Here is an 18,262-nt window from a genome sequence, read left to right on the forward strand (position 1 = left end):
CGGGCTGCGCCGGATCAACGAGAGGCCCTCTCCAGCGTCAGCAGTGCCTGCTTGATGGGCAGGCCTCCCGCATAGCCGGTGAGGCTGCCATTCTGGCCGATCACCCGGTGGCAAGGGATGATGATGGAGAGCGGATTGCGGCCGTTCGCGGCACCCACCGCCCGCACCGCGTTTGGCTTGCCGATGGTGCGGGCGATGTCGCCGTAGCTGCGGGTCTCCCCGTAGGGGATGTCGCACAGCGCCTGCCACACCGCTTGCTGAAACGCCGTGCCCCTGGGGGCGAGCGGCAGGGTGAAGCGCTGCAACCGGCCCGCGAAGTAGTCCCGAAACTCGGCGAGGAAGGGGGCGAGCGCCTCGCCGTCCTGTAGCCAGTCCCGCATGTCGGGCAGCGGCCGCAGTCCGGCCAGGAAATCCACATGGACCAGGCCGCGCTCGTCGATGGCGACCAGCAGTTCGCCCTGGTCGGTGGGCATCATGTCATAGCGGATCATGGGCTCTTCTCCTCGTCTTGTGTCTGTGTTGGCCGGGTGAGCAGCGCCGGTTGTTCACTCATGGCGTGCCACAGCCAGCTCGCGGCATAGGCGCGCCACGGCTGCCAGGGGGCGCTGCGCGCTGTCACCTCTTTCACCGGCAGCTTGTCACCGCCCCCCAGCGCCTTTTGCAGCACGAGATCCGAGGCGGGGAAGGCGTCCGTGTCGAGCCCGCAGCGCAGCCGCCAGTAAGCGACCGTCCAGGGGCCTATGCCCGGCAGCGCGAGCAGTTGCTCGTCGCTTGCCGTGGCGAGGGTGAGTGCGCCGCTTGCGAGCGCCGAGGCCAGCCCTTGCAGCGTGCGGATGCGGCTGCCCGGCATGCCGATGCCGTCGAGATCCAGCTCGCACAGCTGGGTCGGGGTGGGTAGCTGCGCGGTGCCGAACTGAGCCTGGGTGCGCGCCACCAGGCGCCCCATGATGGTGATGGCACCCTTGACCGACACCTGCTGGCCGACGATGGCGCGCAGCATCACCTCGTATTCATCCCACCCCCCCGGCAGCCGCACCCCGGGCCAGCGCCCCTGGATGCCGGCGAGCAGCGGATCCTGCCCCAGGTGTTCGCCGATGCGGCTCATGTCGGCGTCGAGATCCCACATGCGGCGCACGCGGTACAGGATGTCCGGCAGCGCACCCGGCGGCAGATCCCGCACCGTGAGTCTGAGCCTCTCCCCCTCGACGGGCTCGATGCGGATGAGCCCCTCCTGCTCGCCGACCCGGTGGCGACGCTCGTAACCGTGCTCATCCACCCGCTCCAGCCCCGGAATGGCGCGCAACCGGTAGAACGCGAGCATGGCCTGGACGTCGAACGGCGGGCGATACAGCAGGTGCAGTTGCAGGCTAGATTGCGGTGTCTCCTGCGGCGCGCCCCCTTCCTGCTTGCGCAGGGCGCCCGGTGTCATGCCATACGCCTGCAGCCAGGCGTCGTTGAAGCGGCGAATGCTTGCAAAGCCTGCGGCAAACGCCACGTCCGTGATGGGCAGGCGCGTCTCCGTCAGCAGCCGTTTCGCAAGCAGCAGGCGGCGCGTCTGCTCCACCTGTTTCGGCGAGGCGCCGAGATGTTGCTCGAACTGGCGCCTCAGGGTGCGCTCCGTGATCCCGGCTTGCGTTGCAAGGGAGCCCAGGCTGAGCTCCGCCAGCTCGCCGCGCTCGATGCGCGCCAGCACCTTGGCGACGAGCGGTGGCAGATCGCCGCTCTGGGCCGGTGCGATCTCGGGGCGACAGCGCAGGCAGGGGCGCAGCCCGTGCTGCTCCGCCGCCGCCGCGAAGCGAAAATAGCGCACATTGTGCTCGTGCGGTGCCCGCGCCGGACACACGGGGCGGCAATAGATGCCGGTGGAGAGCACCCCGGTGAAGAAGCGGCCATCGAAACGCGCGTCTCGCGCGAGGCGTGCGGCGTGGCACTGCTCCCGGGTGAGACCCGGGATGATCTCGTCCCGTTGGGATGAATGCGGGGGCGCTGTGGTCATGGCATGGCTCGGGTTGCTGTGGGCATGTCCCAGAGACTAAGCGGGGGCGAGAGGGGTGACTAGCCAAAAACGGACAGGGATAGCAAAAATAGTGCGATCCGAGGAATCCCAGTCCTCCCTTTGTAAGGTTAGGGGGGCAGGACCCCACCCTAACCCTCCCCTTCGTAAGGGGAGGGGACAAACAGCCCCCCTCTGTGAACAGGGGCGGGGTTAGCTCCTCCCCCTTGTGAAGGGGGAGGCTGGGAGGGGGTTCAACCTCGCTTATTTCAGATAGCGCTGTTCGAGGTGTTTGCGCAGCCACTGGGGATTGAGCGCCTCACCGGTCGCGCGGCGAATGAGCTCGTCCGTGCCGTGCAGGCTGCCCTGGGACCAGATATGGCGGCCGAGCCAGCCAAAGATCTCCGGCAGGCGGCCCGCTTCGATGAGCTGGCCCATGTCGCCGAGTTCACGCTCGAGCGCGAAGCGCAGCTGCGCCGCGTACATGGCGCCGAGCGTGTAACTCGGGAAGTAGCCGAATGAACCGTCCGTCCAGTGGATGTCCTGCATGCAGCCGTTCTGGTAATTGCCCTTCGTGGACAAGCCGAGCCACTGCTGCATCTTCGCGTCCCACAGCTCGGGGATGTCCGCGACCTCGATGCGCCCTTCCATCAGGTCCCGCTCCAGCTCGTAGCGCAGGATGACGTGGGCAGGGTAGGTGACTTCGTCCGCATCGACGCGGATAAAGCCGGGCTCGACCCTGTTGTACAGCTTCTCGAGGTTCGCGGGTGCGAGCGCGGCCTGCGCCCCGAAGTGTGCGCGGATGCGCGGTGCAATCAGCGCGAGGAATGCGGGGTGATGGCCGAGTTGCATCTCGCAGAACAGGCTCTGGCTCTCGTGAATGCCCATGGAACGCGCCTCGGCCACCGGCTGGCCGAGCAGTGCGCGCGGCAGGCCCTGCTCGTAACGCGCGTGGCCCGTCTCGTGGACGATGCCCATCAGGCTGGAGACGAACTCCTGCTCGTTGTAGCGCGTGGTGATGCGCACGTCCGTCGGCACGCCGCCGCAGAACGGGTGGCCGCTCACGTCGAGCCTGCCGTGCGCGAAATCAAAGCCGAGCAGCCCCATCACCTCCTGACCGAGCGCCTGCTGCGTTGGGATCGGGAAGGGGCCTTGCGGCGTAAGGAGCACGTCGCTCTTCTGCCGTTCGCTCACGGTCTGGATGAGGCCGGGCAGCCAGCTCGTCAGATCGCCGAAGATCTGATCCAGCCTCGCGCTCGTCATGCCGGGCTCGTACAGCGCCAGCATGGCGTCATAGGGACGCACCCCGAGCGCGTCGGCGCGCAGGCGAGCCACCTCCCGCGACAGGCGCACCACTTCCTCAAGGTTCGGGGCAAAACCTGCCCAGTCGTTCTCCTTGCGCTGGCGACGCCAGGCGTGTTCGCATTTGCTGCCGGCCAAGGAAAGCGCCTCCACCAGCGCCCCCGGCAGCAGGCTTGCATCCTGCCACTGGCGCTTGATTTCCCGCAGGTTCGCACGCTGGTGCTCGTCCAGCGGTTCACTCTCTGCCTTGGCAATCCACTCCCCAAGCTCGGGGGCGGTGCGCTTGCCGTGGATCAGCACGCCAAGCTCCGCCATCGCTTCGGCGCGGGCCTCGTTGCCCCCCTCCGGCATCATGGCGGCCTGATCCCAGCCGCAGATGGCGGAGAGGTGGGAGAGGCGGTGCAGTTGTTGCTGATGTTGTTCGAGTTTCTGGTATGACATGGGATTGTCCTTGTTATCGTCCCTGATGGTATGCACCCCGTACCTGGCATGATCGGGGCCGCCCGATGCTAGCACTGCCATCCACCCTGGTGCCACCCTCAGGCAGTCAGCCGAGGCGCTTCTGGTGCCGTTCGCGGTTTTCCGCCTTCTTGCGCTCGCTCTTGCGCAGCAATACGTAGAGCGCACCGCTGCCGCCGTGGCGGCGCTCGGCACTGTGCATGGCCATCACCGAAGGCAACTGTGGCAGCCAGGCGCTGACATGGCTCTTGAGCAAGGCACGTGGGGTGCTGCGCTCCCCCTTGCCGTGCAGGATCAGCAGGCAGCGGATATCCCGCACTTCGCATTCGGCAATGAACTGCACCAGGGCGATACGGGCCTCGTTGAGCGTCTTGTGGTGCAGGTCGAGGGAGCCTTGCAGCTCGTACTTGCCAAGGCGCAGCTTCTTGTAGACCCCCTCCTGCACGCCGTCACGCTTGAAGCCGACGATGGCATGGGGGTCCAGCATCTCGACTGCTTCCGTGCCGAGGTGATCCAGGGTGAGTTGTTCGGCGGTGGCGGCTTCCCGGCGCGCGAGTTGCGCCTCGGTGGGCTGGCTGTTGCCCGCAACGGGGGCGATATGGTCGCTGCGAAGGGGCCGCACGTCGGCCACTTCCTGCAGGAACAGTGAGAGTTCGTCGTTATGAGACACGGCAGGCTCCCCGCATGAAAATGAGGGAGCCAGTATAGCGGGCCTTGGTGGGCCTTAGAATGGCAACGCTCGCGGGCCCCGGCCCTGCCGGGGAGGGCGGTCTGAGCGAGCCTGGTTATTGCCCCTCTTTGGGCGGCTCTGCGTGCATCACCTTGTAGATGAAATAGACCGCATAGGCGCTGATGAGCAGGAAGGTGCCGAAAATCACCAGCATGGACATCAGCCCCACGCTGTTGCCGAACATCAGGTTCATCCAGAATTCCATCTCGTTCACTCCTGTCACTGGGCGGTGACAGGCATGATAGATACCTCTTCAGGAGGGAGGGGATGATCTCGATCAACTCCCTCTCTGGTTATTTAATCGGCAGCAAATTCTGTGAGCCGACGCGCATCCGGCGCGTCAGGTCGCCGGACTGGACGCTACTTTGCTTTCTCCAGGGTCGGTTCGGTGAGGGGCGTGATGCGCCAGCCCTGCTGCTCCAGCAGGGCGAGCAGCCCATGCTCGCCGTAAAGATGCAGGGCCCCTACCACGATAAAGCTCTCGTTCGGCAGGCTGGGCCACTTCTTGACCCAGTTGCGGTTGCGCTCTGCCAGCAGGGTCTGTTCCAGCCAGGCTTGCAGCTTGGGCGGCGCCATCTCCTTCCTGAGCAGATTGATGAGGGTGGCCTCGTCCCCGTTCTGCCAGGCGGTCATCACGGCGTCGAACCCCTGCTGGATGTCGGGTAGCTCGTCCAGGGTGCTCTCCAGCATCAGGGTCTGGTTGTCGCCGACGCTCGCGAGATAGCCGAGCTGCTCCAGCAGGGTCTCCAGCCCGACGATGGGCTTGCCGCCGTCGTTCGCCCGCTTGGCGAAGTGCTGGTCGACACCGTATTCACCGCGATAGCCGGTGCGCTCCAGGGCCGCCTGGGTCAGGGTAATGGCCGCAAACCAGGGACGCAGCGGGGCCAGCATGCTCTCGTTCAGACCATTCTGGCCCGCGGCGATGAGGGTGCGACGGTAGAGGTCTATGGGCAGGTGATCCTTGAGGGTCTTGCCGTCGACGAGCCGGGTGATGGCGCCCATCTCCTGCCACTGCTCCTGGCTGATGTGGGTCATGTCCACCTCCATCACCAGGGCGCGGCTCTGCTGCCAGGCGCGCTCCACCGGGTCCGGCAGGGGATAGAGAGAGGGTTTGCCCGCGTGGATGGACCCCAGCAGCCAGTGCTGTTCGTTGCCCTTGTTGATGCGGTAAAAGGCCGGATCGGCCATGGCATGGAGCGGCAGCAGCAGGCAGAGCAGGAAGGAGAGCAGCGTGGGATGGAATCTCATGAGGCACCTTATGTGAGCGGGATGAGTGCTCTATGATAAGTCCTCATTTGTCACAGCCAAGAGGTTTCCCATGCCCCACCTTCGTTTTCGGGCAGTTTCTGTCGACACCCTGCAGCGGATAAGCGCCCCCCTGATGACGGATCTCTGCGCCCTGACCGGTGGCAAGCCGGAGTTCGTCACCCTGGAGTGCGTGCCGAGCCAGTGGGTACGAGATGGCCAGCCCGAAGCCGGTTTCCCCTTCGTGGAGCTGGTCTGGTTCGAGCGACCGCAGGAGATGCAGGATGCCGCCGCCGCCCTCATCACCCGCCACCTGAAAGGGGTGCTGGGGGAGCAGACCTATGTGGTGGTGCAGGTGCTGCCCATCGTCAAGAGTCACTACTACAGCAACGGCCAGCACTATTGAGCAGGCATCGTTGCTAAGACCGGTGCATGTCAAGAGGAGGCCCGCCGAGGGCCCCTTTATCAGGCTGATTTGATCAGCAGCTTGTCAAGCCAGCGGCTTGGCAGCAGGCGGCGCAGCACGGTAAACAATTTGGTCGGGAAGGTGACCGGGTAGCGGTGCCTGGGACGCTTGCTCGTGAGCGCATGCAGTAACGGCGGGATGCAGGCCTCGCTTGGCAGGGTAAAGCCCCGGGCACCCCCTTCACGCTCCAGCCTGGCCAGCGTCTGGGCATAGGCGTCCTGATGGCGGCTGGTGGCGGGGTCTATGTGGCGCAGGAAGGCCTCCCGGGCATTGGCGCGAAACCGGGTGTCGATGGGGCCGGGTTCGATCAGGCTGATGTGCACGCCGCTGCCCGCGAGTTCCAGGCGCAGGGTGTCGGTATAGCCTTCCAGCGCGAACTTGCTGGCGTTGTAGGCGCCACGATACTTCATGGCCACCAGGCCAAGCACCGAGCTGTTCTGCACGATGCGCCCCTCGCCTGCCGCCAGCATGGGGGGCAATATCTGGCGAATGAGGTGATGCCAGCCAAAGAGGTTGGTCTCGAACTGCTCGCGCAGCGCCTCGGTAGGCAGATCTTCCAGCGCACCGGGCTGGCCGTAGGCGCCGTTGTTGAAGAGGCCGTAGAGGCGCCCCTCTGCCAGGGCCAGCGCCTCTGCCGCCCCTCGCTCTATGCTGGTGCTGTCCGCCAGATCCAGTTGCACCGCCAACAGACCCTGCTGCTGCAGCAGGGCCACATCCTCGGCCTTGCGGGCGGAAGCGATGACGGTGAAGCCCCGGGCGCCGAGCTTTCTTGCGGCGGCGAGGCCGATGCCGCTGGAGCAGCCGGTGACGAGCACGAAGGGATGGGGCATGAGCATGGTCCTGGTTGGCGGCCGGCAGGTGGCCCGAAGCGGGCATGGTAGCGTGGTGCCACCAAAAACAAAACCGGGCCAGAGGCCCGGTTTTCGGTCACGTCAGATGCCTGATTACATGATGGTGAACGGCATGATGATGTGGAACTTGACGTCATGCTCGGAGCTGAACATGTTCGGGTAGTACCAGCTGCCCTTGTCGTCCTGTTCGTTGTTGTAGTCGGTGTAGTGCAGCTTGAACAGGGTGCCCTTCAGCTTGCCGTCCTGCACTGTGTACATGACGTCGAAGTTGGCTGCCCACTCTTTGCCGCCTTCCAGGGACTTGTCGCCGTTGTTGGCATCCCAGCCGTAGGCACCGGAGACACCCACGCCCCAGCCCGGTGCACCCACCAGATCATCCAGGGAACGAGTCACGCCGAAGAACAGGGCTTTCTCGTCGTTGTGGTTCCAGTCGGAGCGGGAATCCCACCAGATTTCGTTCGCGCCCTGGGAGTTGCCGTAGCCGCGGGTCAGACGGGGCAGGTAGTTGCCCAGATCCCCTTCAGCCTTGGTCCACAGGCCTTCCAGACGGAAGCCATAGGGGCCGGCTGCCCAGCTGGCGGTCAGGGCTTGTTGCCAGGCCAGGCCGTCATAGTCGCTGTTCTCGGTGTCGGAACCGTAGAACTGGTAGCTGGTGTTCAGGCCACCCAGTACGTCGAACTTGTGGGCCAGCTTGAAGTGGTAGCTGTCCATGTAGCCTTCGGACTGACCGAAGCCGGCGGTGACGGCAGTGCCGTTCTCGAAGGCGTAGCGAGCGGCCAGACCGTGGATGTAGTCGATCTTGTTCGCATCGGTGAAGGGATCGCTGGCATAGGGGCTGCTCTTGGAGAAGCCGGTGGTGTTCTTGAACCAGGGAGCCTTGTACTCGTCGGCGATGGCGTAGGTCAGGTAGAGGCCGCCGAAAGTGCCTTCGATCTGGCCACCACGGTAGGTACCGGGTTGATAGGACCAGTTGACGCCGAGGATGCCGGGGACATAGAGCTGGGTGTAACCACCCTTGGCGGTGACGGCGTCACCGAATTTGAATTTCAGGGCGGCGTTGGAGAGGCTGAAGCCGTTCTCGGGAACGCCGTCACCACCTGAACCCCACTTGTCGCCCCAGAAGGAGAACTCGTTCTCTTCGTTGACGCCATTGCTCTCGTCAACGGCCAGGTCGTAGGCTCCGAAGCCGCCCACGTCGACGCCGACCACACCCCATGCATAGCCGGAGTTGAAGTTCAGGGCTGCCTGGGTGGTGGCATGGCTCAGGTTGGAGTGGTATTTGCCATCCTGACCCGGACCTGCCTGGACGCGATCACGCTCACGCTGGAAGTAGAACAGGCCACCGGTGAGCTTGCCTTCGTCGATGAAGGCGCTGTAGGACTTGCCGTATTCCGGGCTCATCATGTCTTGAGCGGCGAACGCCATGCCGGGGGCGACCAGTGCCGCGACCACGGCAGCACTCAACGCGGCGCGCTTGAAGATCACTTTTTCCATTTGTTATTGCTCCTGATTTTATGGACTTAGCTTTTTTATCCGGCAGCCGGGTAGGCACCCGCCGCTCGGTATTGGCATTGCAATCAACACCCCGAAGGGCAAAAAAATGGTTCTCTGTCGAGCCCTTGTGCCTGATGCCTTGGCGCATCGGTCGGGGCTATCTGCATCGTTACAGTCGTTATTTTTTGGCTGTCGATCCTTGGCGATCTGACATCACCAAGAGTACGTTCGCGGTGCGAAATATCAATGTAAAGTTCCCGGCAAGTTTCAAAAATATGACCGAGTGCAAATAATCATGATTCTTGGTGTGGGCACTCTCAGGCCACGCATGTCGGCAATGACAACGCTTTCATGGTGGTTTCACCGTTCTCCTGCGCAGATCTTGCCGTCAAGGCAGAACTTTCTTTGTTAACCCGGTGGCAACATATAATTTTGTATCACAAAAAAAGATGGGTCCGGCGGGATGCCCACTGTCACGAGCGTGAGCCGTCGCCCCGACAGACAGGGGGACCAGGGATGTGAAAGGGGTGAGGGAGCCTGTGACTGAATGGATGAGGCAACCCGTCATCGCCCGTGAAGACGTGACGGGAGTATCAGGGGAAGGGTTGCGGCAAGGCCGGGCCGCGGGGAGATTGACAGGGAGCGCGCCCCGGGTCTGGTGCGAACCTTGCCCGGGGGTTATCAGCTCTGACTCAGGATCCGGGGGATCTGCTGGGCCTGGTGGTGGATGTGCTCCGAGACCTGTACCGAGAGGCGGCTACCCTGGCGGGCGTGCTGGCTGATGCGACCGATGAGGGCGGCGAAGCTCGCCAGCCTGTGCTCCTGACTCTTGGCATTGTCGGCGCCTTGCAGGGCGATGACGGCGGTGCTGCGCGCCATCTCCCGCACCGTCAGGGTGGTCTGGCGCAGCTGCTCCGCCTGCTGGCGCTGCTCGGCGGCCTCTGCGGTGATGCGGGCCAGCACGGTGGCGAGCTGATCCCCCGCCTGGGTGAGGCTGGCCAGGATCTCGGTGATCTGGCCGAGGGAGCGCTGGGTGTCGGCGGAGAGGTGGCGCACCTCGTCGGCTACCACCGCGAAGCCGCGTCCCTGCTCCCCGGCCCTGGCCGCCTCGATGGCGGCGTTGAGGGCCAGCAGGTTGGTCTGCTGGGAGATATGGCCGATGACGTCGACGATGGCGGTCACGTCCTCCACCGAGCGGGTCAGCTGGGCCAGGGCGCCGCTGCTCTCGTCGATGGCGAGCCCGGTCTGGGCGGTAGCCGTCAGCATGCCCCCGACCAGCCGCTCGCTCTGGCTCATGGAGTGTTCATTGTGCTGGGCGTGCTGGGCGATTTCGGCGGCGACCTGGTGCACCTCGCTGGCGAGCTGGTTGAGCTCCTGCATCATGGTGTCGCTCTCGTCCACCGCCTGCTCCGTGGTGCGGGTGCTGTGATGGATCTCCTGCACCTGGTTGACCATCCCTTGCAGACTTTGCGACACCGCCGATAGCTGGCCCTCTTTCTGCTGCTGATCCTGTTGCAGGCGCTGTATCAGGCGGTTGTAGCTCGCGACGATGTCCGCCAGTTCGTTGCGCTCGCGCCCCGGGGTCAGCAGCTGGGCCTGACCTGTGGCGTCGAGCTGCAGGAAGGCTGCCCGCAGTTGCAGCAGGGGCCTGACCAGCCAGCGACGCTGCACCAGGGCGAACAGCAGGGCCACCACGACCAGGCAGAGCGCCAGCACGCCGAGCACGGTGGCCAGCTCCCGGTTCATGGTCTGACGGGCGGCGGCGAGTTGTTCACCCAATTGCTCCCCCGCTTGCAGCAGCTGGGTGATGTCCTGCTGCACCATCTGACGAGCGGCCTGCTGCTGTTGCAGCGTCTTGCGGCTGTTTTCCAGCTCCTGGGGATAGCGCTTGAGCAGGGAGGTCAGCTCGGCTTTGGGCTGATCCCCGAGCTCCTTGCGTATCGGCTCTCCCAGGGTGAATTCGTCGGCCGGTGCCTCCTCGAAAAGCTCCATGCTCGGCAGGGCGGCCAGGGAGTCGGCCTGCTTTTGCAGGGCAGCCAGCTCGAATTGCAGCCCTTCGAGACGCTTGGCACTCGCCTGCTCCATGTAGTTCTGGCGCTGGTGGGCGAGGGAGGGGAGGGCGGTCAGGATGTCGGCCGCCCCCTGGCGATACTGCTCGGCCAGGGCCGGATCCCGCCCGGCGGCTGCTCCCTGCTGGCCGTAACGGAGCAAGGCTTTGGCCTGGGTGGTCAACTCGTTCTCGGCATTTTGCAGCAACCACTGGCTGTTGCCGGAGAGCTTGCCCGCCGCCAGATAGTCGCCGTCAATGCGGGTTTTCATCTGCTCAAGCCGGGCGTTTAGCGGCTGGGTCTGGGGATCCTCCAGGCGGGACAGCAGGGCCAGCGCCTGCTGGCGCACTCCCTGGGCCTGGGCCAGCAGCAGGGGATCCCCGCTGCCGAGATAGTCGCGAAGCGCCCCCTGCAACGGACCGCTCAGTTGCTGTTGCAGGCGCTCCTGCAGACGCTGGGCCTGGGCCGAGTGGTTGAATTGTTGCCAGCCATGATAGAGCGCGGTGGCCTGGACACCGGCCACCAGCAGCAAGACGAGGGAAGAGAGGGAGGCAAAATGGGCAATTTTCACATCAGATTCCTGCTTGAATCACGCAATGGGCGCGAGCTTAATCAGGTCTGATGGCGTTTTTATGACAGTGGCCGTGCCAGCTCCCGTTGACTTGGGCTCTTCACCAGCAGGCCGAGCAGCGCGCCGCCCATGATGAGCCCCCCCGCCAGCAGATGGCGCGGGGTGAGCGCCTCGCCGTTGAGCCAGACAAGCAGCAGGGTGCTCAGCAAGGGAGTGAGGTAGGCGAGCGCGCCGATGCGGCGCGGATCCCCGTCCCGCAGCGCCAGATACCAGGTGACGAAGGCCGCCCCCATGGGGCCGAGGGCGAGCCCGGCGATGAGCAGCCAGTCTCCCTGGGGGATCCGGGCGAATGGCAAGGGGCCTTCCAGCATCCATGCCAGCAGCAGGGCCAAGAGGCCTGCGGGCAGGCAGGCGGCGGCTGTGACCACGGCGGGAGCGGGAGGCAGGCGGCGGGAGAGCACGGAATAGGCGCCCCAGACGATGGCAGCGCCGAGGGCCAGCAGGTAGCCGGGCAGATGGGCCTGTTGCAGTTGCAGGTGACCATCGACCATCACCAGCACCGATCCCGCGAGACCCAGGGCCCCGGCCAGCAGATGGTGCAGGCTCAGGGGATGGCCCGGCAGCAGCAAGGGGGTGAACAGGATGATGCACAGGGGCCAGAGGTAGTTGATGAGGTTTGCCTCCAGCACGGGGGCGTGGCGAAAGCTTGTGAACAGCAGCAGGTGATAGAGCAGCAGGGCGGTGATGGTCACCAGCCAGGTGAGGGGGCTGGCGCGCCACTGGCGCCAGAATGGCAGGGTGCCCGCCCCGCAGAACAGCAGCACCAGCCCCACCAGCACCAGCGGCGAGACGCTGGTGATCCGGGAGGTGAGCGCGGCGAGGGAGGCCCACAACAAAATGGTGAGCAGGGCAAAACCGGTGGACTTGTCCCACCAGGAAGACGCAGGCATCCAACACTCCTTTGCAAGATGAATGAACGAAAAAGAGGGCCAGTCTAGCAGACTGGCCCTCGTCACACAGCGTTGCCGTGACGGTGCGGGTTATGACTCCCGGCTCGGGACGGCCCCTGCCGCCGGGGCCAGGGACTGCCCCTTGACGTACCAGACGATGAGGGCCAGCACCAACAGCGGCAGCACGGGGTCGAACCAGGTGCCGCCGGAGCCGAACAGCAGGTTCAGCAGGGCGACGCCGGTGCCGCCGATGGCCCAGGCGATGGTGGTCGGGATGGACCAGACGATCATCTGCTGCTTGACGTCGGAGATCCCCATCATGCGGTTGACCACCCAGAACAGGCTGTCGTTGAAGTAGCCGAAGAAGAGCGACCCCATGGTGGCGGCCTGGGCGGCCAGCAGCATGTTGACCCCGGGGATCTGCGCCAGGATGGGGGCGGAGATGGAGGCCGCCGTCACCATGGCCACGGTGCCGGATCCCTGGATGAGGCGCACCAGGGTCGCCACGATGAAGGGGATCAGGATGGGGGAGATGGGCAATTGGGCGATCTGCTCGGCCAGTTGCTGACCCGCGCCACTGTCGCGCAGCACGGCCCCCAGCGCCCCACCGGCACCGGTCACCAGCAGGATGATGCCGGCGGATTGCAGCCCCTCTTCCAGGCGGGCGGCGGTGGCGTGCCTGTCCATGTGCGGGACCAGGGTATAGACCGCCAGCAGCACGCTGATGGCCAGCGCGATGATGGGGGTGCCGATGAAGTTGATGCCCTGCACCAGGGGGGTCGCCATCAGGCCGTCCATGCCCTCCAGGGTGGCCAGAGTGGTGAAGATGGCCTTGACGAAGATGAGCACGATGGGCACCAGGATCGGCAGCAGCGACAGGGTCAGGCTCGGCAGGGTCTTGCCCTCCTTCTCCTTGAGGTACTGCTCATAGGTGGCTTGCAGCTCGTCCGGGGTCTGGGCGGCCTGGGCACCGAACTCGGGGTACTTCTTGTCGAGCCACTGGGCGTAGAAGACGATGCCGAGCACGCAGGGGATGGCCAGGGCCATGCCGGTCAGCAGCATGGCGCCGATGTCCACGCCAAACAGGCCGGCAACCCCCAGCGGGCCCGGGGTCGGCGGCACGGTATGGTGGGTCACCACCAGGCCGCCCGCGAGCGCCACCCCCAGGGTGAGCAGGGAGCGCTTGCCGCTTTTCGCCAGCGCCTTGGCCACCGGATAGAGGATGACGAAGGCGGAATCCACGAAGATGGGGATGCTGACGATGTAGCCCGTGATGGCCAGGGCCCACTCCTCGCGGCGCTTGCCGAGCCACTTGATGAAGCTGTAGGCGATCTGTTCGGCGGCGCCGGAGACCTCAAGCAGGCGACCCATCATGACCCCGAGGCCAATGACGATGCCGATGCTGCCGAGGGTGGAGCCAAAGCCCTGGGTGATCACGGTGAGGGTCTTGTCGATGCTCATGCCGCCGGTGATCCCGGCGATGCAGGCCGCCGCCAGCATGGCGATCAGGGCATGCACCCGGGTACGGATGACCAGGAACACCAGCACGAAGACCGCGATGATGAGACCGATGATGGGGGTTGGGATGTCGCTCATGATGCCTCCTGCATGTCATGGGTGATGAAACTGTCGATGATGTCGGCAAACGTCCTGTCTGCCGCGAAGCCGAGGGTGCTGGCCCGCTGGTTGTCGATGCGTCCCGGCCAGCTCGCGACTATGCGCTCGATGGCCGGATCGGCGGCAAACTGCACCCGATCCCGGGCCGCCTGGCCACCGACCCGTGCGAGGGCCTCCAGCATCTCGCCGACGGTCACGCTGATGCCGGGCAGGTTGATGCTGCGGGCGTCACCGGTGGCGGGAAGTCTGGCCGCCAGCAGGAAGTTCGCGACCACGGTGGCGGGGCTGGAGAGCCACAGGCGCAGATCCGGGCTCACCGGGCAGATGGCGCTCTCCCCTTGCAGCGGCTCGCGGATGATGCTGCTGACAAAGGAGGAGGCGGCGCGGTTCGGCTTGCCCGGCCGTACGCAGATGGTGGGCAGGCGCAATACCAGACCGTCGACGAAGCCCTTGCGGCTGTAGTCGTTGACCAGCAGTTCCCCCATGGCCTTCTGGGCGCCGTAGGAGGAGGTGGGGGTGAGCGCCGTGCCGTCATTCACCAGCTCCGGCAGCGGGCCGCCATAGACGGCGAGCGAGCTGGTGAAGACGAAGCGGATGCCGGGCCGGGCATGGCGGCACGCCTCCAGCAGGGTGCGGGTGGTGTCCAGGTTGACCTGCCAGCCCAGATCGAAGTCCTGCTCCGCGTGGCTGCTGACGATGGCCGCCAGGTGGTAGACCACGGCGGTCCGCTCGCTGATGAGGGACTCGGCGACACCGGCTTCGGTGAGGTCGGCCCGCAGACAGCGAACCCTGGGGTCCGGCAGGGGGGATTGCGGCTGCTGGATGTCCACCAGCAGCAGCTCGGTGAAGGGGTGGGGGCCTTGCAGCAGGGCTTTGGCCAGTTTCTGGCCCAGGAAGCCACCGCCGCCGGTGATGATGATCTGCATCTTGTTATCCTCAGACTCGTTCATGTTCAGGGTCGTTATTGTTGTGTCAGCCAGGCCAGCCCTTCCCGGGTGCCGGCTCTGGGGTTGTACTCGCAGCCAATCCAGTCGTGGTAGCCCGCCTGCGCCAGCACCTTGAACAGGTGGGGGTAGGCGATCTCCCCCTCGTCCGGCTCGTGGCGATTCGGCACCGAGGCGATCTGGACATGGCCGATGGCCGGGCCCAGCTTGCCGATGAGACGGGTGAGATCCCCGTCCATGATCTGGGCGTGATAGAGGTCGAGCTGCACCCCCACGTTGGGTCTGTCTATCTCCTGCACCAGGGCCAGGGCGTCGAGCTGGTGGGCCAGGAAGTAGCCGGGGACATCCCGATCGTTGAGGGGCTCGAGCAGTACCTTGATGCCGTCTTCGGCCAGGAAGTCGGCGGCGAAGCGGATGTTGTCGATCAGGGTCTGGCGGTGGGCCGAGAGGCTATGAGCAGGGTCCACGATGCCGCTCATGGCGTGTACCTTGGTGCAGCCGAGCGCCAGGGCATAGTCACGCACGCTTGGCAGGTGGGCGCGAAACTCCGCTTCCCGCCCCGGGATGGCGGCCATGCCGCGCTCCCCCGCGCCCCAGTTGCCCGGCGGCATGTTGAACAGGGCCTGGGAGAGCCCCTGCTCGCGCAAGCGGCGGCCCAGCTCTGCGGCCGGCCACTCGTAGGGGAAGAGGAACTCCACCGCCTCGAAGCCTGCGTCGCGGGCGGCGGCGAAGCGCTCCAGGAACGGCACCTCGGTAAACAGCATGGTGAGATTGGCAGCAAACTTGCTCATGGTTTCATCCTCCTCAATTCATCAATTTCGGGTTCGCTCAGGTAGCGGATGGCGTGGCCATGAAGCATCAGTGCCAGGCGCGCCGTCTCCTCCAGCTCTTCCATGTTGTTGACCGCATCCACCAGATCCTTGCCCGTCACCACGGGGCCGTGGTTGGCCAGCAGGAAGGCGTTGCCTTCGGGGGCGCGGCGCCCCAGCTCCTCGGCGATGCGGGCATCCCCCGGTTTGTAGTAGGGGATGAGCGGCAACTGGCCGACCCGCATCACGTAGTAGGGGGTGAAGGGGCGGATGACGTTGGCCGGATCCAGCCCCTCCAGACAGGAGAGGGCGGTCAGGTGGGTACAGTGCAGGTGCACCACGGCCCGGCAGTCCGGATTGTTGTGGTAGATGGCAAGGTGGAAGGCCACCTCCTTGGAGGGGCGATCACCTCCCAGGTGTTCCCCCTGCAGGTTGACGTGAGAGAGCCTGTCGGCGCTGAGCCGTCCCAGGCAGGAGCCGGTCGGGGTGGCGATCAGGGTACCGTCCGGCAGCAGGGCGGAGAGGTTGCCGGCGCCCCCGGTGGCATAACCGCGCTGGAAGAGGGAAGCCCCCAGCATCACCATGGTGTCGCGCAGTGCCTGTTCAGTCATGGAAATACTCCTGAGCCTTGTCGAAGAAGTCGTCGCTCCCGAAATTGCCGGATTTGAGGGCCAGCGACAGGGGGGCGTCGATGGCCCGCACCCAGGGCACACCGGGGGCGATCTGCGGGCCTATGTGGAACGCCTTGACGCCGAGGGCCTGGGTGACCCGGCTCGAGGTCTCGCCACCGGCGATGATGAAGCGGTCCACACCGGCGCCTTGCAGCAGTTGGGCGAGGTGGGCAAAGCAGTGTTCCACCGCGTCGCTGGCCGCCTGCTGGCCGTGGGTTTCCTGAATGCGGGCCAGCTCAACCGGGCTGGTGGTGGCGTAGACCAGCGGGGCCGGGGTCCGGGACTGGTCCAGTACCCAGCGCGCCAGCTCGGCGGGGTAGTCGGCCTCTTCGAGGCAGCGCACCACATCCAGCGCCAGGGCAGGGGCGTGCTGGCGATAGCGGGCCACCTGACGGTTGGTCATCTCGGAGCAGGAGCCCGACAGCACCGCGGCGCGGCTGCCTCTGGGCCAGCCCGCTTCGCGGGCACCCTGCAGATCGCCGCTGCCAAGCTGACGAGCCAGGCCAATGGCGAGGCCGGATCCGCCGGTCACCAGGGGCATGTCGAGGGCGGCGGTGGCGATGTCCAGCAGGTGCTGCTCGGTCAGGGTGTCGACCACGGCGTAGCGCACACCAGCTTGCGTTAGCTGCTCAAAGGCGTCGGCAATGGCGCCGGGACCCTGTGCGATGGTATTGAACGGCACCAGACCGGCGCGGCCCTGGGCTTGCCCCTCCATCAGCCGCAGCAGGTTGCTGTCGGTCATGGGGGTGATGGGGTGATGGCGCATGCCGGACTCGGCGAGCGGCTGGGTGCCGACAAACAGGTTGCCCTGATAGACGGTGCGACCGTTCACCGGCAGGGCCGGACAGATCAGGGTGAACTTGCTCTCCAGCGCCGCCAGCAGGGCGTCGGTGACGGGGCCGATGTTGCCCGCCGCCGTGCTGTCGAAGGTGGAGCAGTATTTCTGGTAGATGCGCGGGCAGCCGCGGGCCTTGAGCCAGTCGAGGGCCGCCAGGGAGTCGCGCACTGCCTCATCGGCCGGGCAGGAGCGGCTCTTGAGGCTGATCACCACGGCGTCGACCCCGGTCAGATCCGCCTCTGCCGGGATGCCGGCAAACTGGATGGTGGAGAGGCCGTTCTCCACCAGGAAACCGGCGATGTCGGTGGCGCCGGTGAAGTCGTCTGCGATGACTCCGAGTTTCATGCTTGCTCCTCCTGACCCGGCAGGGTGATGCCTGAGAAGATCTTGATGACGGCGCTGTCATCTTCCTGGCCGTGCCCTGCGTTGCTGGCGCCGAGGAACATGTTCAGCGCCGTGCTCGCGAGCGGCAGCGGGAAGCGCAGCGCCTTGGCGGTGTCCGCCACCAGGGTGAGATCCTTGACGAAGATGTCCACTGCGGAGCGGGCCTGGTAGTCACCGGCCAGCACCCGGGGCATGCGGTTTTCAAACATCCAGGAGTTGCCGGCGGCATGGGTCACCACGTCATACATGAGATCCAGGGACACGCCGGCCCGACTGGCCAGGGCCATGGCCTCGGCGGCCACCGCGATGTGCACCCCGGCCAGCAGCTGGTGGATGATCTTCACCGTGCTGCCCTGGCCCGGCTCGCTGCCGACCCGGTAGACCTTGCCGGCCACCGCATCCAGCACCGGGGCCAGCTTGTCGAAGGCGGCGTCGGAGCCTGCGGCCATCACCGTCATCTCGCCGGCATCGGCCTTGATGGCACCACCGGAAACCGGCGCATCCAGCATCGGCAGTCCCATCTGCGCCAGCTCGGCGGCCAGGGCGCTCGCCTCTTCGGCAGCGATGGTGGAAGAGACCATGATGGCGGTGCCCGGTTTGAGGTGGCGAGCCAACCCCGCTTCGCCGAGCAGGATGCGGCGCACCTGGGTGGCGTTGACCACCAGCAACAGCACGGCATCGAGCGTCTCCGCCAGGGGCCTGGCATCGGCCATGACGGCGGCGGCACCGGCCTGCTGCAACTGGCCGCGGACCTGTTCGCTGAGGTCGATGCCATAGGTGGTGAGCCCGGCCCGAAGGCAGGAACGGGCGGCGCCCATGCCCATGGCGCCCAGGCCGATGACCGCAACATGATAGGGAGTGCTCATCTCGTGATTCCTCGATTACGACTG

General features: G+C 65.7%; 17 protein-coding genes. 1 reads left to right on the forward strand and 16 read right to left on the reverse strand.

Going from position 1 to position 18,262, the window contains the following annotated elements; all coding sequences use genetic code 11:
• Positions 1-14: 14 nt before the first annotated feature.
• The 6 genes from PG883_RS09680 to PG883_RS09705 all read right to left on the reverse strand — a co-directional run bounded on the left by PG883_RS09680 (position 15) and on the right by PG883_RS09705 (position 5,732).
• Positions 15-491, reverse strand: coding sequence for a methylated-DNA--[protein]-cysteine S-methyltransferase (locus PG883_RS09680; protein WP_201890686.1), 477 nt, complete (start codon positions 489-491; stop codon positions 15-17).
• Positions 488-1,996 (reverse strand): DNA-3-methyladenine glycosylase 2, encoded by a 1,509-nt coding sequence (locus PG883_RS09685; protein ID WP_270807158.1) that lies wholly within the window; start codon positions 1,994-1,996, stop codon positions 488-490. Before PG883_RS09685 ends, PG883_RS09680 begins: the two co-directional genes overlap by 4 nt.
• Before the next feature lie 261 nt (positions 1,997-2,257).
• The gene (locus PG883_RS09690) at positions 2,258-3,736 is read right to left on the reverse strand and encodes a carboxypeptidase M32 (RefSeq protein ID WP_270807159.1); all 1,479 of its coding nucleotides are present in this window, start codon (positions 3,734-3,736) and stop codon (positions 2,258-2,260) included.
• Positions 3,737-3,842: 106 nt separating this feature from the next.
• A complete protein-coding gene (gene smrA / locus PG883_RS09695; protein ID WP_010673286.1) occupies positions 3,843-4,424 on the reverse strand; it encodes a DNA endonuclease SmrA in 582 nt (193 codons plus the stop codon).
• Positions 4,425-4,539: 115 nt separating this feature from the next.
• Positions 4,540-4,689, reverse strand: a complete 150-nt coding sequence (locus PG883_RS09700) for a DUF3149 domain-containing protein (protein WP_010673287.1) — start codon at positions 4,687-4,689, stop codon at positions 4,540-4,542.
• 155 nt (positions 4,690-4,844) lie between these two features.
• Positions 4,845-5,732 carry a TraB/GumN family protein gene (locus tag PG883_RS09705; RefSeq protein ID WP_270807160.1) on the reverse strand — a complete coding sequence of 296 codons (888 nt, stop codon included), beginning with the start codon at positions 5,730-5,732 and terminating at the stop codon, positions 4,845-4,847.
• A gap of 70 nt (positions 5,733-5,802) precedes the next feature.
• Here PG883_RS09705 and PG883_RS09710 point away from each other — a divergent pair, with 70 nt between their 5' ends.
• The gene (locus PG883_RS09710; protein WP_010673289.1) at positions 5,803-6,135 is read left to right on the forward strand and encodes a DUF1904 family protein; all 333 of its coding nucleotides are present in this window, start codon (positions 5,803-5,805) and stop codon (positions 6,133-6,135) included.
• A 59-nt stretch (positions 6,136-6,194) separates the two neighbouring features.
• Here the strand turns inward: PG883_RS09710 and PG883_RS09715 are convergent, their stop codons facing one another.
• The 10 genes from PG883_RS09715 to ltnD form a co-directional block, all read right to left on the reverse strand.
• Positions 6,195-7,025 carry an SDR family oxidoreductase gene (locus PG883_RS09715; protein ID WP_270807161.1) on the reverse strand — a complete coding sequence of 277 codons (831 nt, stop codon included), beginning with the start codon at positions 7,023-7,025 and terminating at the stop codon, positions 6,195-6,197.
• 114 nt (positions 7,026-7,139) lie between these two features.
• A complete protein-coding gene (locus tag PG883_RS09720) occupies positions 7,140-8,540 on the reverse strand; it encodes an OprD family outer membrane porin (protein WP_270807162.1) in 1,401 nt (466 codons plus the stop codon).
• Positions 8,541-9,221: 681 nt separating this feature from the next.
• A complete protein-coding gene (locus PG883_RS09725) occupies positions 9,222-11,159 on the reverse strand; it encodes a methyl-accepting chemotaxis protein (protein ID WP_052815389.1) in 1,938 nt (645 codons plus the stop codon).
• Positions 11,160-11,218: 59 nt separating this feature from the next.
• Positions 11,219-12,109, reverse strand: coding sequence for a DMT family transporter (locus tag PG883_RS09730; protein WP_039041063.1), 891 nt, complete (start codon positions 12,107-12,109; stop codon positions 11,219-11,221).
• Between the two features lie 90 nt (positions 12,110-12,199).
• Positions 12,200-13,705: a GntP family permease gene (locus PG883_RS09735; RefSeq protein ID WP_041211233.1), complete on the reverse strand. Its 1,506-nt coding sequence runs from the start codon at positions 13,703-13,705 to the stop codon at positions 12,200-12,202.
• Positions 13,702-14,676 carry a D-erythronate dehydrogenase gene (gene denD / locus PG883_RS09740; protein WP_236729462.1) on the reverse strand — a complete coding sequence of 325 codons (975 nt, stop codon included), beginning with the start codon at positions 14,674-14,676 and terminating at the stop codon, positions 13,702-13,704. Before denD ends, PG883_RS09735 begins: the two co-directional genes overlap by 4 nt.
• 11 nt (positions 14,677-14,687) lie before the next feature.
• Complete coding sequence (gene otnI, locus PG883_RS09745) at positions 14,688-15,461, reverse strand: 2-oxo-tetronate isomerase (protein WP_052815392.1); 774 nt, start codon at positions 15,459-15,461, stop codon at positions 14,688-14,690.
• The gene (gene otnC / locus PG883_RS09750; RefSeq protein WP_039041066.1) at positions 15,458-16,090 is read right to left on the reverse strand and encodes a 3-oxo-tetronate 4-phosphate decarboxylase; all 633 of its coding nucleotides are present in this window, start codon (positions 16,088-16,090) and stop codon (positions 15,458-15,460) included. Before otnC ends, otnI begins: the two co-directional genes overlap by 4 nt.
• On the reverse strand, positions 16,083-17,333 hold the full coding sequence (otnK, locus tag PG883_RS09755) for a 3-oxo-tetronate kinase (RefSeq protein WP_052815393.1): 1,251 nt from the start codon (positions 17,331-17,333) through the stop codon (positions 16,083-16,085). Before otnK ends, otnC begins: the two co-directional genes overlap by 8 nt.
• Complete coding sequence (gene ltnD / locus PG883_RS09760; RefSeq protein ID WP_052815394.1) at positions 17,330-18,238, reverse strand: L-threonate dehydrogenase; 909 nt, start codon at positions 18,236-18,238, stop codon at positions 17,330-17,332. Before ltnD ends, otnK begins: the two co-directional genes overlap by 4 nt.
• Positions 18,239-18,262 lie beyond the last annotated feature (24 nt).

The sequence above is a fragment of the Aeromonas sp. QDB25 genome, from assembly GCF_027707725.1.
Taxonomy (GTDB): Bacteria; Pseudomonadota; Gammaproteobacteria; order Enterobacterales; family Aeromonadaceae; genus Aeromonas; species Aeromonas caviae.

Coding starts and splice junctions, on each gene's coding strand:
- PG883_RS09680 (WP_201890686.1), bottom strand. CDS start 491: ATGATCCGCTATGACATGATGCCCACCGACCAGGGCGAACTGCTGGTC.
- PG883_RS09685 (WP_270807158.1), bottom strand. CDS start 1,996: ATGACCACAGCGCCCCCGCATTCATCCCAACGGGACGAGATCATCCCG.
- PG883_RS09690 (WP_270807159.1), bottom strand. CDS start 3,736: ATGTCATACCAGAAACTCGAACAACATCAGCAACAACTGCACCGCCTC.
- PG883_RS09700 (WP_010673287.1), bottom strand. CDS start 4,689: ATGGAATTCTGGATGAACCTGATGTTCGGCAACAGCGTGGGGCTGATG.
- PG883_RS09705 (WP_270807160.1), bottom strand. CDS start 5,732: ATGAGATTCCATCCCACGCTGCTCTCCTTCCTGCTCTGCCTGCTGCTG.
- PG883_RS09710 (WP_010673289.1), top strand. CDS start 5,803: ATGCCCCACCTTCGTTTTCGGGCAGTTTCTGTCGACACCCTGCAGCGG.
- PG883_RS09715 (WP_270807161.1), bottom strand. CDS start 7,025: ATGCCCCATCCCTTCGTGCTCGTCACCGGCTGCTCCAGCGGCATCGGC.
- PG883_RS09720 (WP_270807162.1), bottom strand. CDS start 8,540: ATGGAAAAAGTGATCTTCAAGCGCGCCGCGTTGAGTGCTGCCGTGGTC.
- PG883_RS09730 (WP_039041063.1), bottom strand. CDS start 12,109: ATGCCTGCGTCTTCCTGGTGGGACAAGTCCACCGGTTTTGCCCTGCTC.
- PG883_RS09735 (WP_041211233.1), bottom strand. CDS start 13,705: ATGAGCGACATCCCAACCCCCATCATCGGTCTCATCATCGCGGTCTTC.
- denD (WP_236729462.1), bottom strand. CDS start 14,676: ATGAACGAGTCTGAGGATAACAAGATGCAGATCATCATCACCGGCGGC.
- otnI (WP_052815392.1), bottom strand. CDS start 15,461: ATGAGCAAGTTTGCTGCCAATCTCACCATGCTGTTTACCGAGGTGCCG.
- otnC (WP_039041066.1), bottom strand. CDS start 16,090: ATGACTGAACAGGCACTGCGCGACACCATGGTGATGCTGGGGGCTTCC.
- otnK (WP_052815393.1), bottom strand. CDS start 17,333: ATGAAACTCGGAGTCATCGCAGACGACTTCACCGGCGCCACCGACATC.
- ltnD (WP_052815394.1), bottom strand. CDS start 18,238: ATGAGCACTCCCTATCATGTTGCGGTCATCGGCCTGGGCGCCATGGGC.